This is a genomic window from Chryseobacterium sp. IHB B 17019 (genome assembly GCF_001456155.1).
GTDB lineage: Bacteria > Bacteroidota > Bacteroidia > Flavobacteriales > Weeksellaceae > Chryseobacterium.
On sequence record NZ_CP013293.1, the window covers coordinates 690,809 to 714,602 of the forward strand.

13 protein-coding genes are annotated in these 23,794 nt (G+C 39.4%); all 13 read left to right on the forward strand.

The window, feature by feature from the left end:
* The first annotated feature begins 53 nt into the window (after window positions 1-53).
* Window positions 54-1,229 carry a mannonate dehydratase gene (uxuA, locus tag ATE47_RS03185; protein ID WP_062160596.1) on the forward strand — a complete coding sequence of 392 codons (1,176 nt, stop codon included), beginning with the start codon at window positions 54-56 and terminating at the stop codon, window positions 1,227-1,229.
* A 51-nt stretch (window positions 1,230-1,280) separates the two neighbouring features.
* On the forward strand, window positions 1,281-2,096 hold the full coding sequence (locus ATE47_RS03190) for an SDR family oxidoreductase (protein WP_062160597.1): 816 nt from the start codon (window positions 1,281-1,283) through the stop codon (window positions 2,094-2,096).
* 157 nt (window positions 2,097-2,253) lie between these two features.
* Window positions 2,254-3,528 (forward strand): MFS transporter, encoded by a 1,275-nt coding sequence (locus tag ATE47_RS03195; RefSeq protein WP_062160598.1) that lies wholly within the window; start codon window positions 2,254-2,256, stop codon window positions 3,526-3,528.
* A gap of 63 nt (window positions 3,529-3,591) precedes the next feature.
* A complete protein-coding gene (locus ATE47_RS03200; protein ID WP_150114766.1) occupies window positions 3,592-5,307 on the forward strand; it encodes a glycoside hydrolase family 43 protein in 1,716 nt (571 codons plus the stop codon).
* A 3-nt stretch (window positions 5,308-5,310) separates the two neighbouring features.
* Window positions 5,311-6,930 carry a glycoside hydrolase family 43 protein gene (locus ATE47_RS03205; RefSeq protein ID WP_062160600.1) on the forward strand — a complete coding sequence of 540 codons (1,620 nt, stop codon included), beginning with the start codon at window positions 5,311-5,313 and terminating at the stop codon, window positions 6,928-6,930.
* Between the two features lie 92 nt (window positions 6,931-7,022).
* The gene (locus ATE47_RS03210; protein WP_062160601.1) at window positions 7,023-7,898 is read left to right on the forward strand and encodes an alpha/beta hydrolase; all 876 of its coding nucleotides are present in this window, start codon (window positions 7,023-7,025) and stop codon (window positions 7,896-7,898) included.
* A gap of 26 nt (window positions 7,899-7,924) precedes the next feature.
* Window positions 7,925-10,393: a glycoside hydrolase family 31 protein gene (locus ATE47_RS03215; RefSeq protein ID WP_228376315.1), complete on the forward strand. Its 2,469-nt coding sequence runs from the start codon at window positions 7,925-7,927 to the stop codon at window positions 10,391-10,393.
* Window positions 10,394-10,465: 72 nt separating this feature from the next.
* A complete protein-coding gene (locus tag ATE47_RS03220) occupies window positions 10,466-11,857 on the forward strand; it encodes a glycoside hydrolase family 43 protein (RefSeq protein WP_062160602.1) in 1,392 nt (463 codons plus the stop codon).
* Window positions 11,858-11,883: 26 nt separating this feature from the next.
* Window positions 11,884-13,251, forward strand: a complete 1,368-nt coding sequence (locus ATE47_RS03225; protein WP_062160603.1) for a glycoside hydrolase family 43 protein — start codon at window positions 11,884-11,886, stop codon at window positions 13,249-13,251.
* A 7-nt stretch (window positions 13,252-13,258) separates the two neighbouring features.
* Window positions 13,259-15,202 (forward strand): glycoside hydrolase family 97 protein, encoded by a 1,944-nt coding sequence (locus tag ATE47_RS03230; protein ID WP_062160604.1) that lies wholly within the window; start codon window positions 13,259-13,261, stop codon window positions 15,200-15,202.
* 183 nt (window positions 15,203-15,385) lie between these two features.
* A complete protein-coding gene (locus tag ATE47_RS03235) occupies window positions 15,386-17,914 on the forward strand; it encodes a glycosyl hydrolase 115 family protein (RefSeq protein WP_062160605.1) in 2,529 nt (842 codons plus the stop codon).
* A 146-nt stretch (window positions 17,915-18,060) separates the two neighbouring features.
* The gene (locus ATE47_RS03240; RefSeq protein ID WP_062160606.1) at window positions 18,061-20,802 is read left to right on the forward strand and encodes a T9SS type A sorting domain-containing protein; all 2,742 of its coding nucleotides are present in this window, start codon (window positions 18,061-18,063) and stop codon (window positions 20,800-20,802) included.
* Window positions 20,803-21,006: 204 nt separating this feature from the next.
* Window positions 21,007-23,634, forward strand: coding sequence for a glycoside hydrolase family 3 C-terminal domain-containing protein (locus ATE47_RS03245; protein ID WP_062160607.1), 2,628 nt, complete (start codon window positions 21,007-21,009; stop codon window positions 23,632-23,634).
* Window positions 23,635-23,794 lie beyond the last annotated feature (160 nt).

The window sequence follows — 23,794 nt, forward strand, 5'->3', positions numbered from 1 at the left end:
GCAAAGTAGATGTATTTATTACATCTGCTTTGTTTTAATGAAAAATAAAGTTTATGGAAAAAACTTGGCGTTGGTTTGGCAAAAAAGACAAAATACAACTCAATATGCTCCGTCAAATCGGGGTAGAAGGTATTGTTTCTGCACTTCACGATATTCCGAACGGGGAAGTCTGGACGTTGGAAGCAATTAATGATTATAAAAATTATATAGAAAGTTTCGGACTTCGCTGGTCGGTCGTAGAAAGTCTGGCAGTGAGCGAAGCGATAAAATATGGAGGGGAAAAAAGGGACCAATTAATAGAAAACTATATTCAGAGTCTCGAAAATCTGGGTAAATCTGGCGTAACAACGGTTTGTTACAACTTTATGCCGGTGCTGGACTGGGCTCGTACAGATTTGTTTTATCAGTGGGAAGACGGCTCGTCGTCATTATACTTTGATAAAGCCAAATTTGCTTATTTTGAAATTCATATTCTGCAGCGAAAAGGTGCAGAAAACGATTATAATGCAGAAATTCTTCAAAAAGTAGAACAGTTAAAAAATACTTTATCGCAGGAAGATAATAATGATTTGATAGACTCGATCATTGTAAAAACACAAGGTTTTGTTAACGGAAACATCAAGGAAGGCGATCAGAATCCGGTAGCTATTTTCAAAAGCTTACTGGCTTTATATGATGGAATTGATAAAAATCAGCTCCGTCAGAATATGAAATATTTTCTTGAAAAAATAATGCCCATCTGCGAAAAATGGAATATCCAGATGTGTGTACATCCCGATGATCCGCCGTTTTCATTGTTAGGCCTACCCAGAATCGTGACCAACGAAGAAGACATCGACTGGTTCTTAAATGCTGTTGATAATCCCCACAACGGACTGACTTTCTGCACCGGTTCCTTAAGTGCCGGTCTTCAGAATGATGTTCCGAAACTTGCCCAAAAATACGCCCACCGAACAAAATTTGTCCATTTAAGAAGTACCAATGTCTTTGAAAACGGCGATTTTATTGAAGCTCATCATTTGGGCGGGAGAGGAAAATTAATTGAAGTAATTAAAATATTCGAAAAAGAAAATCCGGATTTGCCAATGCGTGTGGATCACGGAAGATTATTAACGGACGATATCGATAAAGGCTACAATCCCGGTTATTCATTTTTAGGAAGAATGCTCGCTTTGGGGCAAATTGAAGGAGTAATGGCTGCCGTACAAAACGAAATATCAAAACAATAACGAGGATACAATATTATCATTTATCAATCATCATTTATCAACTATAAAACAATGAACGAAATATTCAGCATAAAAGATAAAGTAGCCGTAATTACAGGTGCTTCGGGCGTTTTGGGCGGAAGTTTGGCTAAAAGCTTCATCCAAGCCGGAGCAAAAATTGTTGCATTGGGAAGAAATCAACAAACATTAGATGCAAGGGTAAAAGAACTGACAGATCTGGGTGGTGATGCATTCGCTGTGGAAGCTAACGTAATGAATATTGGAAGTCTTGAATCTGCTTCAAAGAAAATCCTCGAAAAATATGGTAAAATCGATATTCTTCTCAATATTGCCGGTGGGAATATTCCTGCCGCAACATTAGCTCCGGACCAATCCTTTTTCGACCTGAAAATGGAAGCCTGGAATGAGGTAACCGAACTAAACATCAACGGAACGGTTTACCCAAGCTATGTTTTTGGGAAAGTAATGGCAGAGCAGGGAAGCGGAAGTATCGTGAATATCTCATCAATGGCAGCATATTCCGCCATCACAAGAGTAGCGGGGTATTCCGCAGCCAAATCCGCAATTACCAATTTTACGCAATGGCTCGCTTCTGATTTAGCTTTAAAATTTGGCGATAAAATCCGTGTAAATGCCATTGCTCCGGGATTTTTTATCGGAGATCAAAACCGGGCGATTTTATTACATCCGGATGGTTCTTTAACCGACAGAAGCAAAAAGGTAATTGCTAAAACACCAATGGGACGTTTCGGAAACGCTGATGAACTCAACGGTGCCGTTCAGTTTCTATGTTCGGATGCCGCAAGTTTTATTACTGGTGCATTATTGCCTATTGATGGCGGTTTCAGTGCGTTTAGTGGTGTTTAAATGAGCATTATTTAAAGATAGGTTTAATCTTATCAAACTAAAAGACAATTCAACAGAACCCAAAAGGTTCAATATCAATAGTCGCAGTCACAACCTGTGGAAAGAATGGAAAAATTCCATCATTAGAATTAAAACTAAAATAACCTAATTAAACTAAATGCAGGCTCCTAAAAATCGCAATATAAGATGGTTCATGCTGTCTTTGGTCTTTCTCGCCACCACCATCAATTATCTCGACCGCCAGGTCATGGGATTATTGAAACCTGTTCTTGAAAAAGAGTTCAGCTGGGACGAAAAAGACTACAGCTATATCGTGATGGCATTTACCACCACCTATGCTATTGGATATCTTGCGATGGGAAGATTTATCGACAGGGTAGGAACTAAAATAGGGTATGCCGTTTCACTGATTGTCTGGAGCCTGGCTTCGATAGGGCATGGTTTTGTGAAAAGCACAGTTGGATTTTTAATAGCAAGAAGTACACTCGGAATCAGCGAAGCAGGAAATTTTCCGGCAGCAATAAAATCGGTTGCCGAATGGTTTCCGAAAAAAGAAAGAGCGTTGGCAACTGGGATTTTCAACTCCGGGGCGACGGTTGGAGCAATTTTAGCACCGCTTCTTGTGCCATTTATTCTGGGACATTACGGATGGCGGGAAACCTTCGTCTGGATTGGTGCCCTTGGGTTATTATGGATTATACTTTGGTGGAGATTCTATAAAATTCCGGAGAAAGCCAAAAATCTGAGCCAGGAAGAATTACAGTATATCAAAAGCGATCAGGACGGAACAACACAGGAACAGTCCAAAGTTCCGTTATCAGAATTGTTAAAATACAAAGTAACCTGGTCTTTTGCCGTAGGGAAAATCCTTACAGACCCCATTTGGTATTTCTTTATGTTCTGGCTGCCCGCTTATTTTGCAGATGTTTTTAAAATGGATGTAACGAAACCTTCCATTCCGTTGATTATCATTTACAGCGGAACCACGATTGGAAGCATTGGCGGCGGTTATCTTTCTTCATTGTTAATTAAAAAAGGCTGGGCAATCGGAAAAGCAAGAAGCTTTACGATGTTACTTTTTGCATTGATGGTCGTTCCGGTAATGTTCTCAAAATACGTAGACAATATGTGGCTCATTACCATCATTATTGCTTTGGCAACGGCAGCACATCAGGGTTGGGGAGCCAATCTGATGACAACAGTCGGAGACAGATTACCCAATAATTATGTAAGCTCTGTCATTGGATTTGGCGGAATGCTGGGTTCAGCAGCAGGAATTATTTTCCCGCTTTTCATCGGGATTGTTTTGGACACCTTCAAAAAAGCAGGAAACATCAACGGAGGTTACAACATCATATTTTTCATTGCCGGTATTTCTTATGTTGCCGCCTGGGGAATTATTTGGCTGATCAACAGGAGAAAAATAGTTTAAAAGATCAAACTTCATTTTGAAACTTAATACATTAAAATTAAATAATAAACTAAAAAATATACTATGAGACAGAGAATAATGAACCCGATATTTTTAAAAAACAAAAAAACGTTGATGGCTGCTGTTGCTTTGTTAGCTTTTGGCAGCATTTCGGCACAGACTTTCTCAGATTTTTCCTACCGTGGAAATGATAAAATATACACAAACAATCCTTTGAAAGAAAACGAATTTTATTCTCCTATTCTTCAGGGATGCTATCCGGATCCGAGTATTACCAGAAAAGGAGAAGATTATTACCTTGTCAATTCTTCATTTTCAATGTTTCCGGGTATTCCGATTTTTACATCCAAAGATTTGGTCAATTGGAAGCAGGTTGGTCACGTCCTCGACAGACCTTCTCAGCTTAAAGTGGAAAAAGGTGGAGTTTCTCAGGGAATCTATGCTCCGGATATCAAATATAATAAGCATAATGATACTTTTTATATGATCACCACGCAGATTGCCGGTGGAATAGGGAATATGGTTGTGAAAACCAAAGATCCTGCAAAAGGCTGGAGTGAAGTGCAAAAGCTGAATTTTGACGGTATCGATCCTTCGATTTTCTTTGATGATGATGGTAAAGCTTATATCGTTCACAACGATGCGCCACCAAAAGGAACCGAGCAATACAATGGCCATCGTGTCATCAAAATGTGGGATTATGATTTGGAAAAAGACCAGGTGGTTGCAGGTTCAGATAAAATTATTGTAAACGGCGGTGTCGATCTTTCCCAAAAACCAATCTGGATAGAAGGTCCGCATATATATAAAAAGAACGGAAAATATTTTCTGATGTGTGCAGAAGGAGGAACAGGAGGGAATCACAGCGAAGTTATTTTTATGTCAAATTCTCCGAAAGGTCCGTTTGTTCCAGCGAAAAATAATCCGATTTTGACGCAGCGATATTTTCCGAAAGACCGAAAAGATAAAGTGGATTGGGCTGGCCATGCCGATTTGGTAGAAACTCCTGAAGGTCAATATTACGGTGTCTTTCTGGCCATTCGTCCCAACGAAAAAGGACGTGTGAATCACGGGAGAGAAACGTTTATCCTTCCGGTGGACTGGAGCGGTACCTATCCTGTTTTTGAAAACGGGCTGGTTCCGATGAAACCAAAATTGAAATTACCGGAAGGCGTAAAAAATCAGACCGGGAAAAGCGGATTTTTCCCGAACGGAAACTTTACATATTCCGACAAGCTGACCGATAAAAATCTGGATCACCGATGGATCGCCATGCGTGGACCGCGTGAAAATTTCATCAGTATTTCTAAAAACGGAGTAAAACTCAATTCTTTTGAAACGAATATTAAAGCTCTCGCACCGGTTTCAGCACTATTTCACAGATTGCAGCATGAAGATTTTGAAACTTCTGTAACGCTGGATTTCAAGCCGAAATCTGAAAAAGAACTGGCAGGAATTACCTGTTACCAAAGCGAACGATTCAACTATGTATTCGGAATTACAAAAAAAGATAAAGACTACTATATCGTTTTGGAAAGAACCGAAAAAGGAGAATCAAAACTGATTGCCAGCGAAAAAATTTCACTTTCAAAATCGGTCAGATTACAGGTAGTTGGTGAGAAAGATGAACATCATTTTAATTACTCTCTGGATGGCAAAAACTTCAAAAACCTTGGAGGTCCGGTTTCCGGAGACATTCTTTCTACCGATGTTGCAGGTGGATTTACCGGAAGCTTGATTGGCTTGTACAGCACTTCGTCTAACGATATTAAACCTTAAATTTTGAAAATTAAAAAATCATTTTATATAGTTTCTTTTTATGGATTTATCGGGCTGAATCTCCTTTCGGCCCAGGTAAATCCTGTTCAGAAAAAGCAGACGACACCGTTTACCAATCCTATTATTTGGGCAGATGCTCCGGATTTATCGGTTACCAGAAACGGTGACGATTTTTACCTTATCAGTACCACCATGCACTTAATGCCGGGAGCTCCGGTGATGCATTCGAAAGATCTGGTACATTGGGAAATGGCAAGCTACGTCTTCAATACATTGAATGATAATTCCAAATATGATTTGATCGACGGAACGGTCTACGGCCGCGGACAATGGGCATCTTCCATCCGCTATCATAAAGGAAAATATTACGTTTTGTTCTCCCCGAATGATGAGCCTTTCAAATCCTATTTCTATGTAACGGACAATCCGGAAACCGGCAATTGGAAACTCATAACCAGAACCAGACATTTTCACGATGCATCTTTGTTTTTTGATGATGATGACAAAGTTTATGTTTTTACATCCAATAAAGTTTTTGAATTAAGTCCTGATTTTAAACAAATCATCGGAAATCCTGAAGGAACGGTAGTTTTTCAGAAAGATTCTTCGGAAACCGGACTTCTTGAAGGCAATCAGATCATTAAAAGAAACGGAAAATATTATATGATGATGATTTCCTGGCCTAAGGGTGGAAAACGCCGCCAGGTAGTTTACAGAGCCGATAAAGTAACCGGGCCTTACGAGAAAAAAGTTATTCTGGAAGACAATTTTCTTGGGTTCTCTTACGCCGGTCAGGGTGCTTTGATCGATGATAAAAACGGCAACTGGTATTCGCTTATTTTTCAGGATAGAGGCGGAGTAGGGCGTGTTCCGATTCTGATTCCTGTACAATGGGAAAACGACTGGCCGGTTTTGGGTGATAACGGGAAAGTCCCTTTGAATGGTGAAGTTCCGCTTCCTCCGTTTAAACCTAAAAATAACATCGTAGAAAGTGATGAATTTTCAGATAAAAAATTAAAAATCCAGTGGCAATGGAACCATAATCCCATAAACGAAGCCTGGTCTTTGTCTGACCGAAAAGGATTTATGAGACTGAAAACGAGCCGTGTGGTGGACAATCTTTACGCCGCTCCGAATACGTTGACGCAAAGAATGACCGGACCGAAATCCAGTGCTGTTGTTGCTTTAGATTTAAAAGGTATGAAAGACGGCGATGTTGCTGGTTTAAGTGCATTTAATGGGGATTCCGGGTTGATTTCAGTTATAAAAGAAGGCAATCAGAAATTTCTTACGTTTTCTACCAATGAAGTCAGTCTTGATAATAAAACAAAAGCCATTTTAAGTGTTAAAAAGGAAGAAAAGAAGCGTATTCTGTTAACTTCAGATACAATTTATCTTCGTATTGAAGCTGATTTTAACCTTGGAAAAGACTTGGCAGATTTTTCTTACAGCACCGACCAAAAAAACTGGACAGTTATGGAAAAAGGATATAAAATGATTTTCGATTACAGGAGGTTATTTATGGGATCTAAATTCGCGGTTTTTAATTACGCCACAAAAAGTACAGGAGGCTTTGTAGATGTTGATTTTTTCAGAATAACGGATCCTTCAATCAAAAAATAATACGGTAAATATTACATAAAATGATGAAATAATTACCGACCGTTATTTTTTTATCCAAATTAATAAGTGTTAAAAATACAAATAAAAAATTTATGAATAAATCAGTTGTATTAGCTTTAGGTTTTATCTTGTCAGGAATGTTTATTTCTGCACAAAACTTTGATAAACAGGCACCGCAGGGTTTTGATGTTGAAAAGAAAGAAATTCCTCACGGGAAAATTGATACCGTAACCTATGAATCAAAAACGGTAGGAACGCAAAGAAAAGCTTTGATTTATACACCTCCGGGGTATAAAAAAGGCAATAAATATCCGGTTTTGTACCTTCTTCATGGCATTGGCGGAGACGAAAAAGAATGGTTCAGAAACGGAACACCTCAGATTATTCTTGACAATCTTTATGCTCAGGGGAAACTGACGCCAATGATTGTCGTTTTACCCAATGGCAGAGCGATGAAAGACGACAGAGCGACCGGTGATATTATGGCAAAAGACAAGGTGGAAGCATTTGCAACCTTTGAAAAAGATTTGCTGAACGACCTGATTCCTTTTATCGAAAAAAAATATCCCGTAAAAAAAGACCGGGAAAACAGAGCGATTGCCGGACTGTCAATGGGTGGCGGACAAGCCCTTAATTTTGGATTGGGAAATATCGACAAATTTGCCTGGGTGGGAGGCTTTTCTTCTGCCCCAAATACCAAAGAACCTCAAAAGTTACTCCCAGATCCTGCCAAGGCAAAAGAATTAAAACTGCTTTGGATTTCCTGCGGTGATCAGGACAGACTGATGCCCTTCAGCAAAAGGACAAGTGACTATCTCACGGAAAATAATATTCCACACATTTTTTATGTAGAGCCGGGCGGTCACGATTTCAAAGTCTGGAAGAATGATCTGTACCTGTTTTCTCAATTGCTTTTTAAGAAGGTTGACCAGCAGGCAATTTCGGCTCAGTTAAAATCTGAAAAATAAAGCGGTCTGAAAAATTAATTCAAATCATGATAACAAGAATGAATTTTAAGAAAATAAAAGCATACATCACCACGATCACATTGGTGTCCATAACTGGGCAATATGCGAACGCGCAGTCATACAAAAAAACTGATACAGGACTAAGTTTTTCTACTGCTGATATGAATGTGGAAGTGAAATTTTACGGTCTGCATACGGTCCGGATCATCAAATATCCAGCAGGAAAATCATTCATCAAAAACAGTTTATCTGTTATTAAACATGAACAAAAAACAAAATTCTCTGTTACAGAAAATAAAGATGTTATAGTAATAAAAACGAATGATTTACAAGTATCCGTTAATACAAAAAACGGAGAAATAGCTTACACCACAGTATCCGGAAAACAGCTTCTGAAGGAAAAAGGAAGTGATTTTAAACCTTTTAATGATGCCGGAAATCCTACTTATTCTGTAACCCAGTTTTTTCAGTTGGAAAAAGACGAGCCGATTTATGGTTTGGGAATTCTTCAAAACGGTAAATTATCCCAACGGAATCAGGACATCAGAATGGTGCAAAACAATACATGGGATTTTGTGCCTTTTTTCCAGTCTGTAAAAGGTTACGGCATTTTTTGGGATAATTATTCGCCAACTCAGTTTACCGATAAACCAGACAAAACATCATTCTCTTCGGAAGTTGGAGAGGGTGTTGATTATTATTTTATCTACGGAAAAAATGCCGATGGCGTCATTGCCGGAATGAGAAATCTGACAGGGAATGTCCCGATGTTCCCACTATGGACTTACGGCTTTTGGCAAAGTAAAGAACGCTACAAAAGTCAGGATGAAATTGTTGATGTCGTAAAAAAATACCGTGATCTGAAAGTTCCTTTAGATGGAATTATTCAGGATTGGCAGTATTGGGGAAATAATTACCAGTGGAATGCGATGGATTTTATCAGCCCGGATTTTCCTGATGCCAAAAAAATGATTAATGATATCCACGGGATGAATGCGCATTTGTCTGTTTCCATCTGGTCGTCATTCGGACCGATGACGAATCAATATCGTGAAATGGACAAAAAAGGAATGCTTTTCAATTTCAAAACCTGGCCCGAATCTGGCAGAGAAGTATGGCCTCCAGATATGAATTATCCTTCCGGAGTGCGTGTTTATGATGCCTACAATCCCGGAGCAAGAGACATTTACTGGAAATATCTGAACAAAGGGGTTTTCAGCCTTGGTGTAGACACCTGGTGGATGGATTCTACAGAACCTGATCATCTTAGCCAGAAACCGGAAGATTTAGACACCAAAACCTATTTGGGTTCGTTCCGAAAAGTAAGAAATGCTTATCCTTTGATGGCGGTTGGTGGCGTTTATGACCACCAGAGAGCGACAACGAGAGACAAAAGAGTGTTCATTCTCACAAGATCAGCATTTGCCGGTCAGCAGAGATATGGGGCCAATACATGGTCAGGTGATGTTAATTCTTCGTGGGAATCTTTACGGAATCAGGTTCCGGCAGGTCTGAATTTTACCCTCACTGGAAATCCTAATTTCAATTCGGACATCGGCGGATTCTTTGCCGGAACGTATAAAAAAGGCTGGAATGAAAGTTCAGGATCAAAAAATCCGATGTTTCAGGAACTGTATGTTCGCTGGCTGCAATATGGAACATTTACCCCGATGATGCGTTCACACGGAACCGATGTGCCGAGAGAAATTTATCAGTTCGGGAAAAAAGGAGAACCAATATATGATGCCGTTGAAAAATTTATCAGGTTAAGATACAGTTTGCTGCCTTATATGTATTCCGTTTCTTGGGATGTTTCTAAAAATCAGTCAAGTTTTATGAGACTGCTTGCAATGGATTTTTCAGCAGATAAAAAGACCTGGAACATCAATAATGAATATATGTTTGGAAAATCCTTCCTGGTTGCTCCTGTACTGAATGCACAATATACTCCTGAAAAAATAGTAAAGACAAACGAGCAAGATGGTTGGGATAAAAAAGAAGAAACTAAAAAAGGGGCTTCCGCTGCTGATGTAGATTTCACACAGAATAAATCGGTCAAAGTCTATCTCCCATCCGGTTCTGTATGGTTTGATTACTGGACGAATGCAAAGCACAAGGGTGGGCAGGAAATTGAAAAAACAGTCAATATCCAAAATATTCCATTGTATGTAAAAGGTGGAAGTATTATTCCTTTCGGGCCTGATGTTCAATATGCAACTGAGAAAAAATGGGATAATTTAACCTTAAAAATCTATCCGGGTTCAGATGCCGATTTTGTTTTATATGAAGACGAATTCGACAATTACAATTACGAGAAAGGAGATTACACAGAAATACCAATGCATTGGAATGAAAAATCCCAGACACTTACCATAAATGCCCGAAAAGGAAAATACAAAGGAATGATTGAAAACAGAAACTTCATCATTATTCTTCCAAATGGTCAGCAAAAAACGGTGACTTATTCGGGTAAAAATAGTAAAGTGATGTTCTAAAATAAGATAATTAACTCTTGACATACCAAGATAAACTAGATTATTCTAACTATTAATGAAAAATATTCGGTTATGATTAAGAAAACACTCTTAAAATATACTTTAAACATAGGATTATTGTTTGGCGGGTCGTGGCTTTCTGCGCAAAATCCTGTTATTCAGACAAAATTCACGGCAGATCCGGCACCGATGGTTTACAAGGACACTGTTTTTCTATACACAAGCCACGACGAAGATGATGCATTTGGATTTAAAATGAAAGACTGGTTGCTGTACACCTCAACTGATATGGTCAACTGGACCGATCACGGTGTTGTAGCTTCTCTAAAGGATTTTAAATGGACCGATCCCGAAAATGGAGCCTGGGCACCTCAGGTCATCGAAAGAAACGGCAAGTTTTATATATATTGCCCGATGCCCGGACAACGAGGAATCGGGGTTTTGGTGGCAGACAGTCCGTATGGTCCTTTTAAAGATCCTATCGGGAAACCTCTTGTGAAAAATTCCAGTGACGATATCGATCCAACCGTACTCATCGATGATGACGGACAGGCTTATCTGTACTGGGGAAATCCTAATTTATGGTATGTAAAGCTGAATAAAGATATGATTTCCGTGGACGGATCTATTGTAAAAGACCCGTCGATTGCCAAAGTAAAAGATGCTCCCGATCCTTTTCACTATCAGGAAGGTCCCTGGGTCTGGCAACGCAACGGAAACTATTATATGGCATATGCTTCAACGTGCTGTCCTGAAGGAATCGGGTATGCAATGGGCAAATCGGCAACCGGTCCGTGGGAATACAGAGGAATGATTATGGACAGCGACAAACGCTCCAACGGAAATCATCCCGGAATTATTGATTATAAAGGAAAAACTTACGTTTTCGGTTTCAATTACAATCTGGGAAAACAAACAATAAGCAAGCATTACGAGCGCCGTTCCATCTGTGTAAGCGAAATGATTTATAATGCCGATGGCACCATTCAAAAATTACCTTTTTGGAATCCGGAAGGCGTAAAAAGAATTGGAGTTTTAAATCCTTACAATAAAGTTGAAGCGGAAACCATGGCTTACAGTGAAGGCTTGAAAACAGAAAAAATGACCGAATGGGAAAGGAATAATCCCTACGATACCGGCAAAAAAATAACGGATCGTCTTGTTGTTTCATCAATTAACAATGGAGATTATATCAAAGTTCAGGGCGTTGATTTTTCGAAAGGAACAAAATTCCTGGAAATATCAGTTGCCTCAATGAATGGCGGAAGCATAGAAATCCATACTGATGTATTGGACGGACCGATATCAGGAACCGTTCAGGTAACAGGAAAGGCTGAAGGCGACCTCTTCAAAACGATTAAATCTCCGGTGAAAAATATAACAGGCGTTCACGATGTATACTTTGTATTTAAAGGAAACAAAGACCTTTTCTACTTCGACTGGTGGAAATTCAGTTCAAATTAAAGTATTTATCATAGAAATATTTAAAAATGAAGAATAATACCATAAAATTGATAATAAGTAGTTTACTGATGGGTTGCGCAGGAATTGTAACCGCGCAAAACCCCATCATTCAGACCGCCTATACTGCAGATCCTGCTCCGATGGTTTACAACGATCGATTATATGTTTACACGACGCACGATGAAGACGATTCTACATGGTTTACGATGAACAACTGGAAGGTATTTTCTACCAATGATATGGTGAACTGGACAGATCATGGCGTGATTCTTTCCTACAACGATTTCGATTGGGCAAAACGTGATGCCTGGGCAGCGCAGTGTATCGAAAGAAACGGAAAATTTTTTATGTATGTTCCGATGATCTCCAAAACCAATAATAAAGGTGCGATTGGAGTAGCGGTTGCCGATAGTCCGTTTGGGCCATTCCACGATCCGCTGGGAAAACCTTTAGTTCAGAGCGAATGGGGTGATATCGACCCAACAGTTTTTATTGATGATGATGGTCAGGCGCATATGTACTGGGGAAATCCGAAACTTAAATATGTAAAGCTGAATGAAAATATGATTTCCTATTCCGGTGATATTGTTGAGGTTCCGATGACTGAAGAAGCTTTCGGCAAAAGAGAAGGAAATCCCGAAAGACCTACCAAATATGAAGAAGGTCCGTGGCTGTACAAACGTAAAAATTTATATTATCTGTTCTGGCCGGGCGGTCCGCTTCCTGAATTTATAGGCTATTCGACGAGCAAAAGTGCACAAGGTCCGTGGAAATATGGCGGAATTATAATGCCTGCGGAAGGAAAATCCTTTACCAATCATCCCGGAGTGATTGATTTCAGGGGTAAAACCTACTTTTTCTATCACAACGGCGCATTGCCGGGAGGAAGCGGATTCACAAGATCAGTAAGTGTTCAGGAGCTTAATTTCAATAAAGACGGTTCCATTTCATCTTTTAAAATGACCAACGGCATTATGAAAGCAATTGCAGCCATTAATCCTTATTCATTCAATCAGGCGGAAATGATTGCCTGGTCAGAGAATGTAAAATCGTATCAGAACAAAACGGCGGGCGTTTTCATCAAAGCAAAGAAAAACGGTGCTTACTCAAGTGTGAAAAATGTTGATTTCGGAAAAGACGGCGCAACGACTTTTTCTGCAAGAGTCGGAACTACACATAACAGCGGTGTCACCATGGATGTTCGTTTAGACAGTCTGGACGGACCAATTGCCGCAACTGTAAAAGTTCCACTGACCGGTGGCGATGATCGTTTTGAAACGGTTACAGTTAACGTATCCAACAAAATTGCAGGCCTTCACAATCTTTATTTCGTCTTCAATGGTAAAGCGGAAAAAGATATCATGTTTCTTGATTATTGGTTGTTTTCAAAATAATTTTAAAATGAAAAAAGTAACACTCGTATTTCTATTATTCATAAGCTTCTGTCTTTTATCGGAAGTTAAAGCGCAGGTCACGGAAGTCTCCAGTCCGGACGGTAAGCTGAAGCTGAATGTATTTTCAGAAGGAGGAAAAGCAATGTACTCTGTAAGTTTTCAGGGAAAAACAATGCTCGACAAATCTCCGTTGGGACTGATCACTAATGAATCGGATTTTTCTAAGAATTTAAAATTCATCAACACTAAAAAGGATTTAATTTCCAAAAAGTACAGCAACGAAAAAATAAAAAAATCTGACATTGAGTATAAAGCGAATACGTTGACCGTCAATTTCATGAATGCAGATCAGTTCAATATCGGAATTGAGTTTCAGATTAGTGATAATAATATTGCCTTCCGATATGATATTCCGCCAATGAAAGACCGTTTCAGCGCTGTTGTACAATCGGAAGTTACAGGATACAGGTTTCCAGCTCAGACTACAACATTCCTATCGCCCATGATGAAGCCGATGACTGGTTTTGCCCGAACAGCACCAAGCTACGAGAGCGGTTATAAAGCTGATGCGGAATTGGGGACGAAAGCCGATTACGGTTACGTTTTCCCCGGGCTTTTTCATATCGGAAACGAGGGCTGGGTTTTACTTTCGGAGACCGGAGTGAACAGTTTGTATTGTGCTTCTCATCTTGAAACCACTTCAGATAAAAATCTTTACCGAGTTGCTTATCCGGATACGGCAGAAAACAATGGTTTCGGAAGTTCGGGATCAGCGATTTCTCTTCCGGGAAAAACACCGTGGAGAACGATTACGATTGGAGATTCGTTGAAGCCTATTGTGGAAACTACCATTCCTTTTGATGTGGTAGAGCCGCTTTACGAGCCTTCACAGAAATATCAGTTTGGACGTTCTACCTGGAGCTGGATTCTATGGCAGGATAACAGTATGAACTATGATGATCAAAGTCTGTTTATTGATTTGGCATCAAAACTCGGTTATGAATTCATTTTAATTGATGCGCTTTGGGATAAGAATATTGGGAAAGACAGGATGAAAGAACTCATTCAGTATGCAAAATCTAAAAATGTTGGAGTATTGCTTTGGTACAATTCCAACGGAGCCGCCAACGATGCGCCGATGGGACCGAGAAACAAAATGAGCAGTTCTGTCGAACGCAAAAAAGAAATGAAATGGCTGAAGGAATTTGGTGTAAAAGGCCTGAAAGTCGATTTCTTCGGAGGTGACAAACAGGAAACCATGCGTCTGTATGAAGATATTTTATCTGATGCCAACGATTTTGGTCTGACTATTATTTTCCACGGCGCCACTTTACCGAGAGGTTGGGAAGTAATGTACCCGAATTATGCAGGAAGTGAAGCCGTTTTAGCCTCAGAAATGCTTTATTTTTCAGAAGATGTCCGCAAGCAGGAAGCTTTTTTTGCCACCCTGCATCCGTTTATCAGAAATACGGTCGGAAGTATGGAATTTGGCGGAACTTTTCTCAATAGATTTTTAACGAAATCCAACAAGGATAAAAATAAAAGATTGACGACCGACGGATTTCAGTTAGCCACAGCCGTTCTTTTTCAGAATCCCATTCAGATGTTTGCGGTAATGCCGAACAATCTCACCGATGTTCCAAAATTCCAGCTTGATTTTATGAAAAGTATTCCGACGCTTTGGGATGAAACAATTTTCATCGACGGCTATCCAGGGAAATATTCGGTGATCGCAAGAAGACATCAGGATCAATGGTACGTGGCAGGAGTGAATGCAGAAAAAACGGTGAAAAAATTGAAGATTAATCTCCCAATGTTAGTTAATAAAAATCTGGAATTAATTAATGATGATAAAAATGAAGCCACGTTTAAAAAATCAGTTTCAGTCAATAAAAAAGGAGAGTTTGAAATTGAAATTCAGCCGAATGGAGGATTTGTGTTGACAAATTAATGCAGGAATAATTTGGGCAGCTTTATCCGTCTTCCACTCCCGCTTTTTTGCTCGTCGTTCCTCCTCACAAAAAGAGCTCCGTTCAAGCCGGGCTGCGTGCAATTCGCAACTGATAAATGTTAACTTAAACCTTATAGGTTTTCAAAACCTATAAGGTTTCAATAAGATAAAAAGATAAAGATTATGAACAGATTAACGATACTATTTTTCTTTGTACTGTTGTTTGGTGCTTATTCTCATATAAAGGCAACCGAACGGTTTATCACAACAGAGAAGACTAACGAATCCATTCTTCTGAAAGACAAATCAGTCAGCATTTCAATATTTACAAACAATAACATCGACGCAGGAATTATGAGAGCGGTCAAAAATCTGCAGTCTGATTTTGAGAAAGTCACGGGAACTCAGCCCACATTTTTAAATCAGATTTCCGGAATCAATTCTCCTTTAATTATCATCGGAACAGTCGGAACAAAATCGGTGATTGATGATTTAATCAAACAGAAAAAGATCGATGGGAAATCATTAAACGGAAAAACAGAAAAGTACATCATCCAGAATGTAAGTAATCCGTTTCCGGGCGTTTCGGAAGCCATTGTGATAGCAGGTAGCGACAAGAGAGGAACCATTTACGGAATTTACGAAATGTCACAGCAGATTGGCGTTTCGCCCTGGAATTACTGGGCCGATGTTCCGGTTGAAACGAAAGAAAATTTATATTTCAAAAAAGGAATTTATACCGATGGAGAACCCGCCGTAGAATACCGCGGAATTTTCCTGAATGACGAAGAACCTTCACTCGGAGGCTGGGCAAGAGCCACTTTTGGCGGGATTAATTCTAAGTTTTACGAAAAGGTTTTTGAACTGATCCTTCGTCTGAAAGGTAACTATCTGTGGCCTGCCATGTGGGGGAAAGCATTTTACGACGATGATGCTTTGAGCGGACCATTAGCTAATGAAATGGGAATCGTAATGGGAACTTCACATCACGAGCCGATGGCGCAGGCGCAGACCGACTGGCACCGGTATATCAAAAGAAATAACCTTCCGAATGTCTGGGATTATTCTAAAAACTCTAAAGTGTTGCAGGAATTCTGGAAAGCCGGAATTGTAAGAAGTAAAAACTGGGAAAAGCTGGTCACAGTGGGAATGCGTGGCGACGGCGATGAGGCGATGGGAGAGGGAACCAATATTTCTTTGCTTGAAAACATCGTTAGAGATCAGCGCAAAATCATCCAGGATGTTACAGGTAAAAATCCAAGCAAAACGCCGCAGGTCTGGGCTTTGTACAAAGAAGTCCAGGACTATTATGACAAAGGAATGAGAGTTCCGGATGATGTAATTCTATTGTTTTGTGATGACAACTGGGGCAATGTGAGAAAGCTTCCGGATCTTTCAAAACCCTTGCATAAAGGCGGGTACGGAATGTATTATCACTTTGATTATGTGGGCGGGCCGAGAAATTCTAAATGGATCAATATCAGTCCGATTCAACGGGTTTGGGAACAGATGAATCTTTCGTATGAGCATAAAGTGGATAAAGTTTGGGTAGTCAACGTGGGCGACTTAAAACCAATGGAATTCCCAATCAGCTTCTTTTTGGAAATGGCCTGGAATCCGAAACAGTTTAACTCTAAAAACCTTTTAGAATATACCGAAAAATGGGCTGCACAGCAGTTTGGAGAGAAACATTCAAAGGAAATTGCAAGAATGATTAACCTGTATGCAAAATACAATCGCAGAGTAACTCCGGAAACGCTTGACAGCAAAACATTCAGCCTTGAAAATTATAATGAATTCGAAACGGTGCTGAACGATTACAGAGCGTTGGCGGTGGATGCATTACGTCTGAAAGACCAGATTCCTGCACAATATCAGGACGCCTATTATCAGTTGGTTCTTTATCCGATCGATGCGTGCAGCAATTTATATGAAATGTATTATGCCGTGGCTAAAAATAAAGAGTTAGCTGCCAAAAAAGATATTCAGGCCAATGATTATGCAGATAAAGTGAAAGAATGTTTTGAAAGAAATGCTTATCTCGACAATAAATATAACAATGAAATTGCCCATGGAAAATGGACACATATGATGGATCAGATGAAGATAGGTTACAAAGCATGGTTTGACGGAAAAGCAAATGTAATGCCTGAAGTGACTTATATTTCCGGGGCCGATGTACCGAAAGAGAAAGTATTTGCAGAAAAAAACGGCTATGTTTCTATTGAAGCGGAAAATTTTGCAAGAATGAGTAATTCAGGCAGGATTCATTGGGAAATTATTCCAGATTTCGGGAAGACAAAATCCGGGATCACTACTTTTCCACAGAATGCCTATCCGAAATCCGATGAAAACATTTACCTGGAATATGATATTAATTTTGAATCTAAAGGGAATTTTGAAGTTCAGCTCCTGTTGGCACCGACTTTAAATTTCAATCATAATAAAGGATTACGCTATGAAATTTCATTTGACGGAGGAAAACCGGAGACCGTCAATTTCAACGGACACTACCGCGGAGAATTAGGAAAATGGCAGTCGGAACACATCATTAAATCAGTGACAAAACATCAGATTTCACAACCTGGGAAACATACGTTGAGATTCAGGGTGCTGGAACCGGGAATTGTTTTAGAGAAAATACTGATTGATACGGGAGGTCTTAAACCAAGTTATCTGGGAGCTCCTCAGAGTGATTATTCAGAAAAATAAATGAAGATGATAATTGTTGAAAATTAATGATTGTGAATCTAATGAAGGGATAATTTTCAGAAAAAGAAGCTGAAATATTAATTAGCGATAACCTTAAACCTATTCATTAGACCCATTTAACATCACAAATTAAACAACTTATTACTATGAAAAAAATCTTCAAATTAGTACTTGTAATGATTACAGGTATTGCAGTTTCAGTACAGCTGAATGCACAAAATCTGCAGGCAAAAGTAAAGATTGACAAGAGTATTGCTTACCAGAAAATAACAGGTTTCGGTGGCTTTGTCTGCAGTCCGCAGTTTGGGTACAACCACATGACGACCACAGAAATACAGAAGCTTTGGGGCGCAGGCAGTGTAGCAGGATATAATATCATGCGTCTTTATATTCCTGAACAAAGCAGCAACTGGAGTGCAGCCCTTGCGACAGCCCAGCTGGCAAAATCTATGGGACTTACCATATTCGCCAGCCCATGGACGATGCCTGCAGAATGGAAAACCAATAACCACGTGAACGCAGTATATACCGATCCAAACGGCGTACAGCAAGTCGGCTATCTTAAGCCGGAAAAATATCAGGATTATGCCCTGTATCTCAACAGTTTTGTGACCTATTTGCAAAATAACGGTGTTGCACTGGATTATATTTCTATACAAAATGAGCCCGATGAAATGGCTCAGTATCAGGGTTGTATCTGGACACCGGCCCAAATTGCAAGCTTTGTTAAAAACTACGGTCAGCTTATCAACTGTAAGGTCATTGCGCCGGAAAGTGTAGGTTTTACGGATAATTATGCCAATGCCTTCTTAGATCCTCTGGTAATGGCAAATTTTGAAGTGTACGGAGGTCATCAGTACGGTTCCATGCAGTCTGTTTATAAGCAGTTTCAGAATCATAACAAAGAAATATGGCAGACAGAATATCTGATCAACTGGAATTCTCCCAGCAGCCAGACGCCAAGAGATTTTTTATGGGATACCGATGGTTTCACGTTCGCAAAAAGTGTCAATAATGCGTTGCTTGGAAATGTAAATGCGTGGATTCATTACGCTTCAAAAAGATATTACGGACTGATGGGAGACGGCTCATACGGAACCGTTGCCGGGGAAATGACCAAAAGAGGATATATTTTATCCCAATATGCTAAAAATACCACAGGCAAAACCAGAATTGATGCAAAATGGGAAACCTCAACCGGAACGTTGGAAGGTTCTTCTTATATTTCGTTGGACGGCAACCAGATCACCCTTGTTGTTATCAATTCCTCTTCAAATACCTATGATCTTAAAGTTGATCTGCCATTTTTTACGACTTCGGGAGTCCAGACCACCACGTCACAATCCTTGAATATGACTTCATCACCTTTTTCTTTCAGTACGGCGAGTTTTCGTCCGACGGTTCAGGTCAGCCCTTCCAGTGTAATGACTTTTGTTTTTAATAAAAGTGGCGACAGACCGTTATCATTAATGACGGGTGGTGATGTTCATTATAATAAAATTGAAACTCAGCTCCCGACCAATTCAGCATTTGGGACTAATTATCAGCTGAGCGGAAAAACGGTTACGTTCTATAATTCCACTCCGTTGATAAGCTCAAACACAGACGCCAACAGCGGATATTTAAATCTTGACGACCGTTACAATAAGTTAATTTTTCATGTATTAAACTATACAACGAGCAACTTGCCGACTTCTTCCAATACGACATTATATTACGTTGATGCCAACGGAACGGTAAGAAATCATAATTATGGCAGTGTCGCATTTCCTGCACCGGGTTCGGGAAGTTTCAATCTGGTATTTGATATTTCCAGAGCAGTTCTTCCGTATGGCTGCAAAGGAATTATTGGACTTCGAAGCGGAAATTACAGCTCCATTCTTACCCTCACGTTAGGTGATGTTTATTTCAATATAGGTAATGAGAGAGCGTCAAAATTTGCAGCGGCTTACTCGCTTACCGACAGTAATCTTATGGATGCCCTGGAAAATGAATATTATACATCCGTAGATTTCAGAGATGTTACAGGAAACACATCGGCAGATACCTGGATTAATGCTTCTGCCAATCGTAACAGTATTTTTTATGTGAACGGAAGTGTCAGCAATACTAATGTCAATGTAGTTTCAGGCAATTTCTGTCAAAATCTTAGTCTTTCTGATTTGGGTAAAGATTTTCAGGTACCTTTTGGTTTTACAGCAAATTCTGCTGCGTATACAAGAACCTTCAATGGATACGGAATCGTTATTTTACCTTTTCAGTCAGCCATTCCTTCGGGAACTACAGCATATACAATGCAGCCAAATTCAGGAAGTGTAATTTGTACTCAGATTTCTAATGGGGTTATTCCTGCGAATACTCCTGTGTTAATCAATGCTACAGGAAGTAAAACATTCACAGGATCAGGCGCTGTATCTACACCAAAAGCAATTACAGTCAATCAGATAAATGGTGTTTATCAATCTATAAAAGTGGCCGCGGGAGGATATGTACTGAAAACAGAAAACGGTGTTACAGGATTTTATAAAGTAACAGCGGGCAATGAACCAACAGTCAATTCATTCCAGGGATATCTTACTGAAAACAATACATATACGGATAATTTTCTTCCATTGAGCTTTGCTACATTGAAAGTTGATAATATAATGGCAGCGAAAAGGGATATTATTTTATATCCAAATCCAGCCAAAACCGAAATTTTTGTTGATTGGAAAGCGACTGATGCAGTTTATTTAATTATTGATGCAAAAGGAAGTACAGTTTCTTATAATACAAAACTGACCAAGGGTAAAAACAGAATTGATATTTCAAAACTTCCTACAGGAGTATATTTTATTGAAATTTCCGGTTCAGGAGAAAACATTAAAACTAAATTTATAAAACAATAATCTTAATCATATTTAATTAAAATTTGCTTTTAATAAAGTTACCGGGTCATTCCGGTGACTTTTTTTCTTTATAACTTATAATTAAGTGTAATATGTACATTTATTAAAAATAGAATCTTATATTTGTCTTTATCACATTGTAAAGAAATATTCGGTAATGATATTTAAGATAATTTAATTAAAATCTGCTTTAAAATCAATTAAATGAACAAAATTTTATTAACCATATCAGTTGTAGTCTGTACTCTCAGTTTTGCCCAGAACTATAAATACCCGTTTCGAAATCCCGATCTTCCGGTTGAACAAAGGATTGAAAATCTTCTTGGATTACTAACAGCCGATGAAAAAATCGGGATGATGATGGATAATTCCAAAGCAGTTCCCCGGCTGGAAATTCCTGCTTACGGATGGTGGAACGAGGCGCTTCACGGTGTAGCAAGGGCAGGAACCGCTACCGTTTTCCCTCAGGCAATAGGATTGGCGGCAACCTGGGATGTTCCGGAGCATCTAAAAACTTTTGAAATGATCTCAGACGAAGCCCGTGCCAAATACAATAAATCTTTTGATGAAGCCAGTAAAACCGGGCGTTACGAAGGTCTTACATTCTGGACTCCGAACATCAATATTTTCAGAGATCCGAGATGGGGAAGAGGTCAGGAAACCTATGGGGAAGATCCTTATTTAACCTCTGTTTTGGGTGTTGCTGCTGTAAAAGGCCTGCAGGGAAATGATCCTAAATATTTTAAAACCCATGCCTGTGCCAAGCATTTTGCCGTTCACAGCGGTCCGGAATGGAACCGGCATTCCTACAACGCTGAAATCTCCAAAAGAGATCTGTATGAAACCTATCTTCCGGCTTTCAAAGCACTGGTGTTAGAAGGTAATGTAAGAGAAGTGATGTGCGCTTACAATGCATTCGACGGTCAGCCTTGCTGTGCGAACAATACGTTGCTTAATGAAATTCTTCGTGGCAAATGGAAATACAACGGGATGGTGGTTTCAGACTGTTGGGCTCTGGCAGATTTCTACCAGGAAAAATACCACGGAACACATCCTGATGAAAAAACCACCGCTGCAGATGCATTAAAACATTCAACAGATCTGGAATGCGGAGATACCTACAATAATCTGAATAAATCTTTGGCAAGCGGATTAATTACCGAAAAAGACCTCGATATTTCGATGCGCAGAATCCTGAAAGGCTGGTTTGAACTGGGAATGCTTGATCCTAAATCTGCAGTTCACTGGAACAATATTCCTTATTCTACGGTAGATTCTAATGAGCATAAAGAGCAGGCATTAAAAATGGCTCAAAGGTCTATTGTACTGATGAAAAATGAAAAAAATGTCCTGCCTTTAGATAAGAATATTAAAAAAATTGCTGTTGTTGGCCCCAATGCCGATGACGGAATTATGCAGCTGGGAAATTACAACGGAACCCCTTCTTCAACCGTAACGATTTTAGACGGAATCAAAGCCAAATTTCCAAATGCTGAAATCATTTACGAAAAAGGAAGTGAAGTGGCAGACCCGTCGTCCAGAGCTTCGCTTTATCAGAATTTTGTAAGCCAGAAGAATGGCGAAAAAGGAATGAAGGTAGAGTTTTTCAACAATAACGAATTCAAAGAAAAGCCGGTCAATATTTCCGTTAATAAAACAGGAATTACCTACAACAGTTTTGGCGGGACACAGCTTGCACCAGGAGTCGCCAGAGAAAATACTTCTGCAAGAATTTCTGGGATTTTTAAAAGCAGTTATTCGGGCGAAGTAATATTTTCTGCCGCAACATCAGATATTTATACACTTTTTGTTGATGGTAAAGAAATCGCTACAAGAAAAGGTCCCGATGCAAGACATCCTTCGGAATTTCCTGTGAAAATGGAGAAAGGAAAAGAATATCAGATAGAATTGCGCCACAGTCAAAAAGGAAAATATGTAAGCATTGCCTTTGAAGTATACAGAAAAGACCCGGTAAATTTCGCTTCAGTAAAAGATAAAGTGAAAGATGCAGAGGTAATTATTTTCGTTGGCGGACTTTCCCCAAGTCTTGAAGGAGAAGAAATGCTGGTGAATGCAGAAGGTTTTAAAGGTGGCGATAAAACGTCCATAGAACTTCCGAAAGTTCAGCGTCAATTGCTGGCTGAGCTTAGAAAAACAGGAAAACCTGTCGTGTTCGTACTGTGCACGGGAAGTGCGCTTGGTTTACAACAGGATGAAAAAAATTATGATGCTCTGCTGAATGCCTGGTACGGCGGACAATCCAGTGGAACTGCTGTTGCCGACGTTCTGGCGGGAGATTACAATCCTTCCGGAAAATTACCGGTTACTTTTTACAAAAATCTTGAGCAGTTGGATAATGCACTTTCAAAAACAAGCAAGCATCAGGGTTTTGAAAATTATGATATGAAAGGAAGAACCTATCGCTATATGACCGAAGACCCTTTATACGCATTTGGCCACGGTTTGAGTTACTCAAAATTCACTTTTGGTAATGCTGAATTGAACAAAATCAGCATCAATCCTAATGAGAATATCATGGTAACCATTCCGGTTACCAATACTTCAGAAAGAGATGGCGAAGAAGTGGTGCAGGTGTACGTGAAAAGGAATAATGATCCTTTAGCCCCCGTAAAAACATTAAGAGCTTTCGAAAAAGTTTTGATTAAAGCTAAAGAAACAAAAGATATCCAGTTAAAAATCTCTGAAGAATCTTTTAAATTTTACGACGAAAAAGCGGATGATTTAGTTTCAAAACCTGGAGATTATACTGTTTTTTACGGCGGAACTTCAAAAAGCTCAGATTTAAAAAGTGTCCAGTTAAAGGTCAAATGAATGAAACAATTTATAATTAACCTCAATTTGATGTAATTGAAATCTTAGTGAACTTTGCTAAGCAGAGCGCCTTTGCCTCAATTTTATAATTGATTATTGAATCGGCGAAACTTCGTTTTGCGAACTTAAAAACAGTTAGTAGTTAAGGAATCTTTGCGCA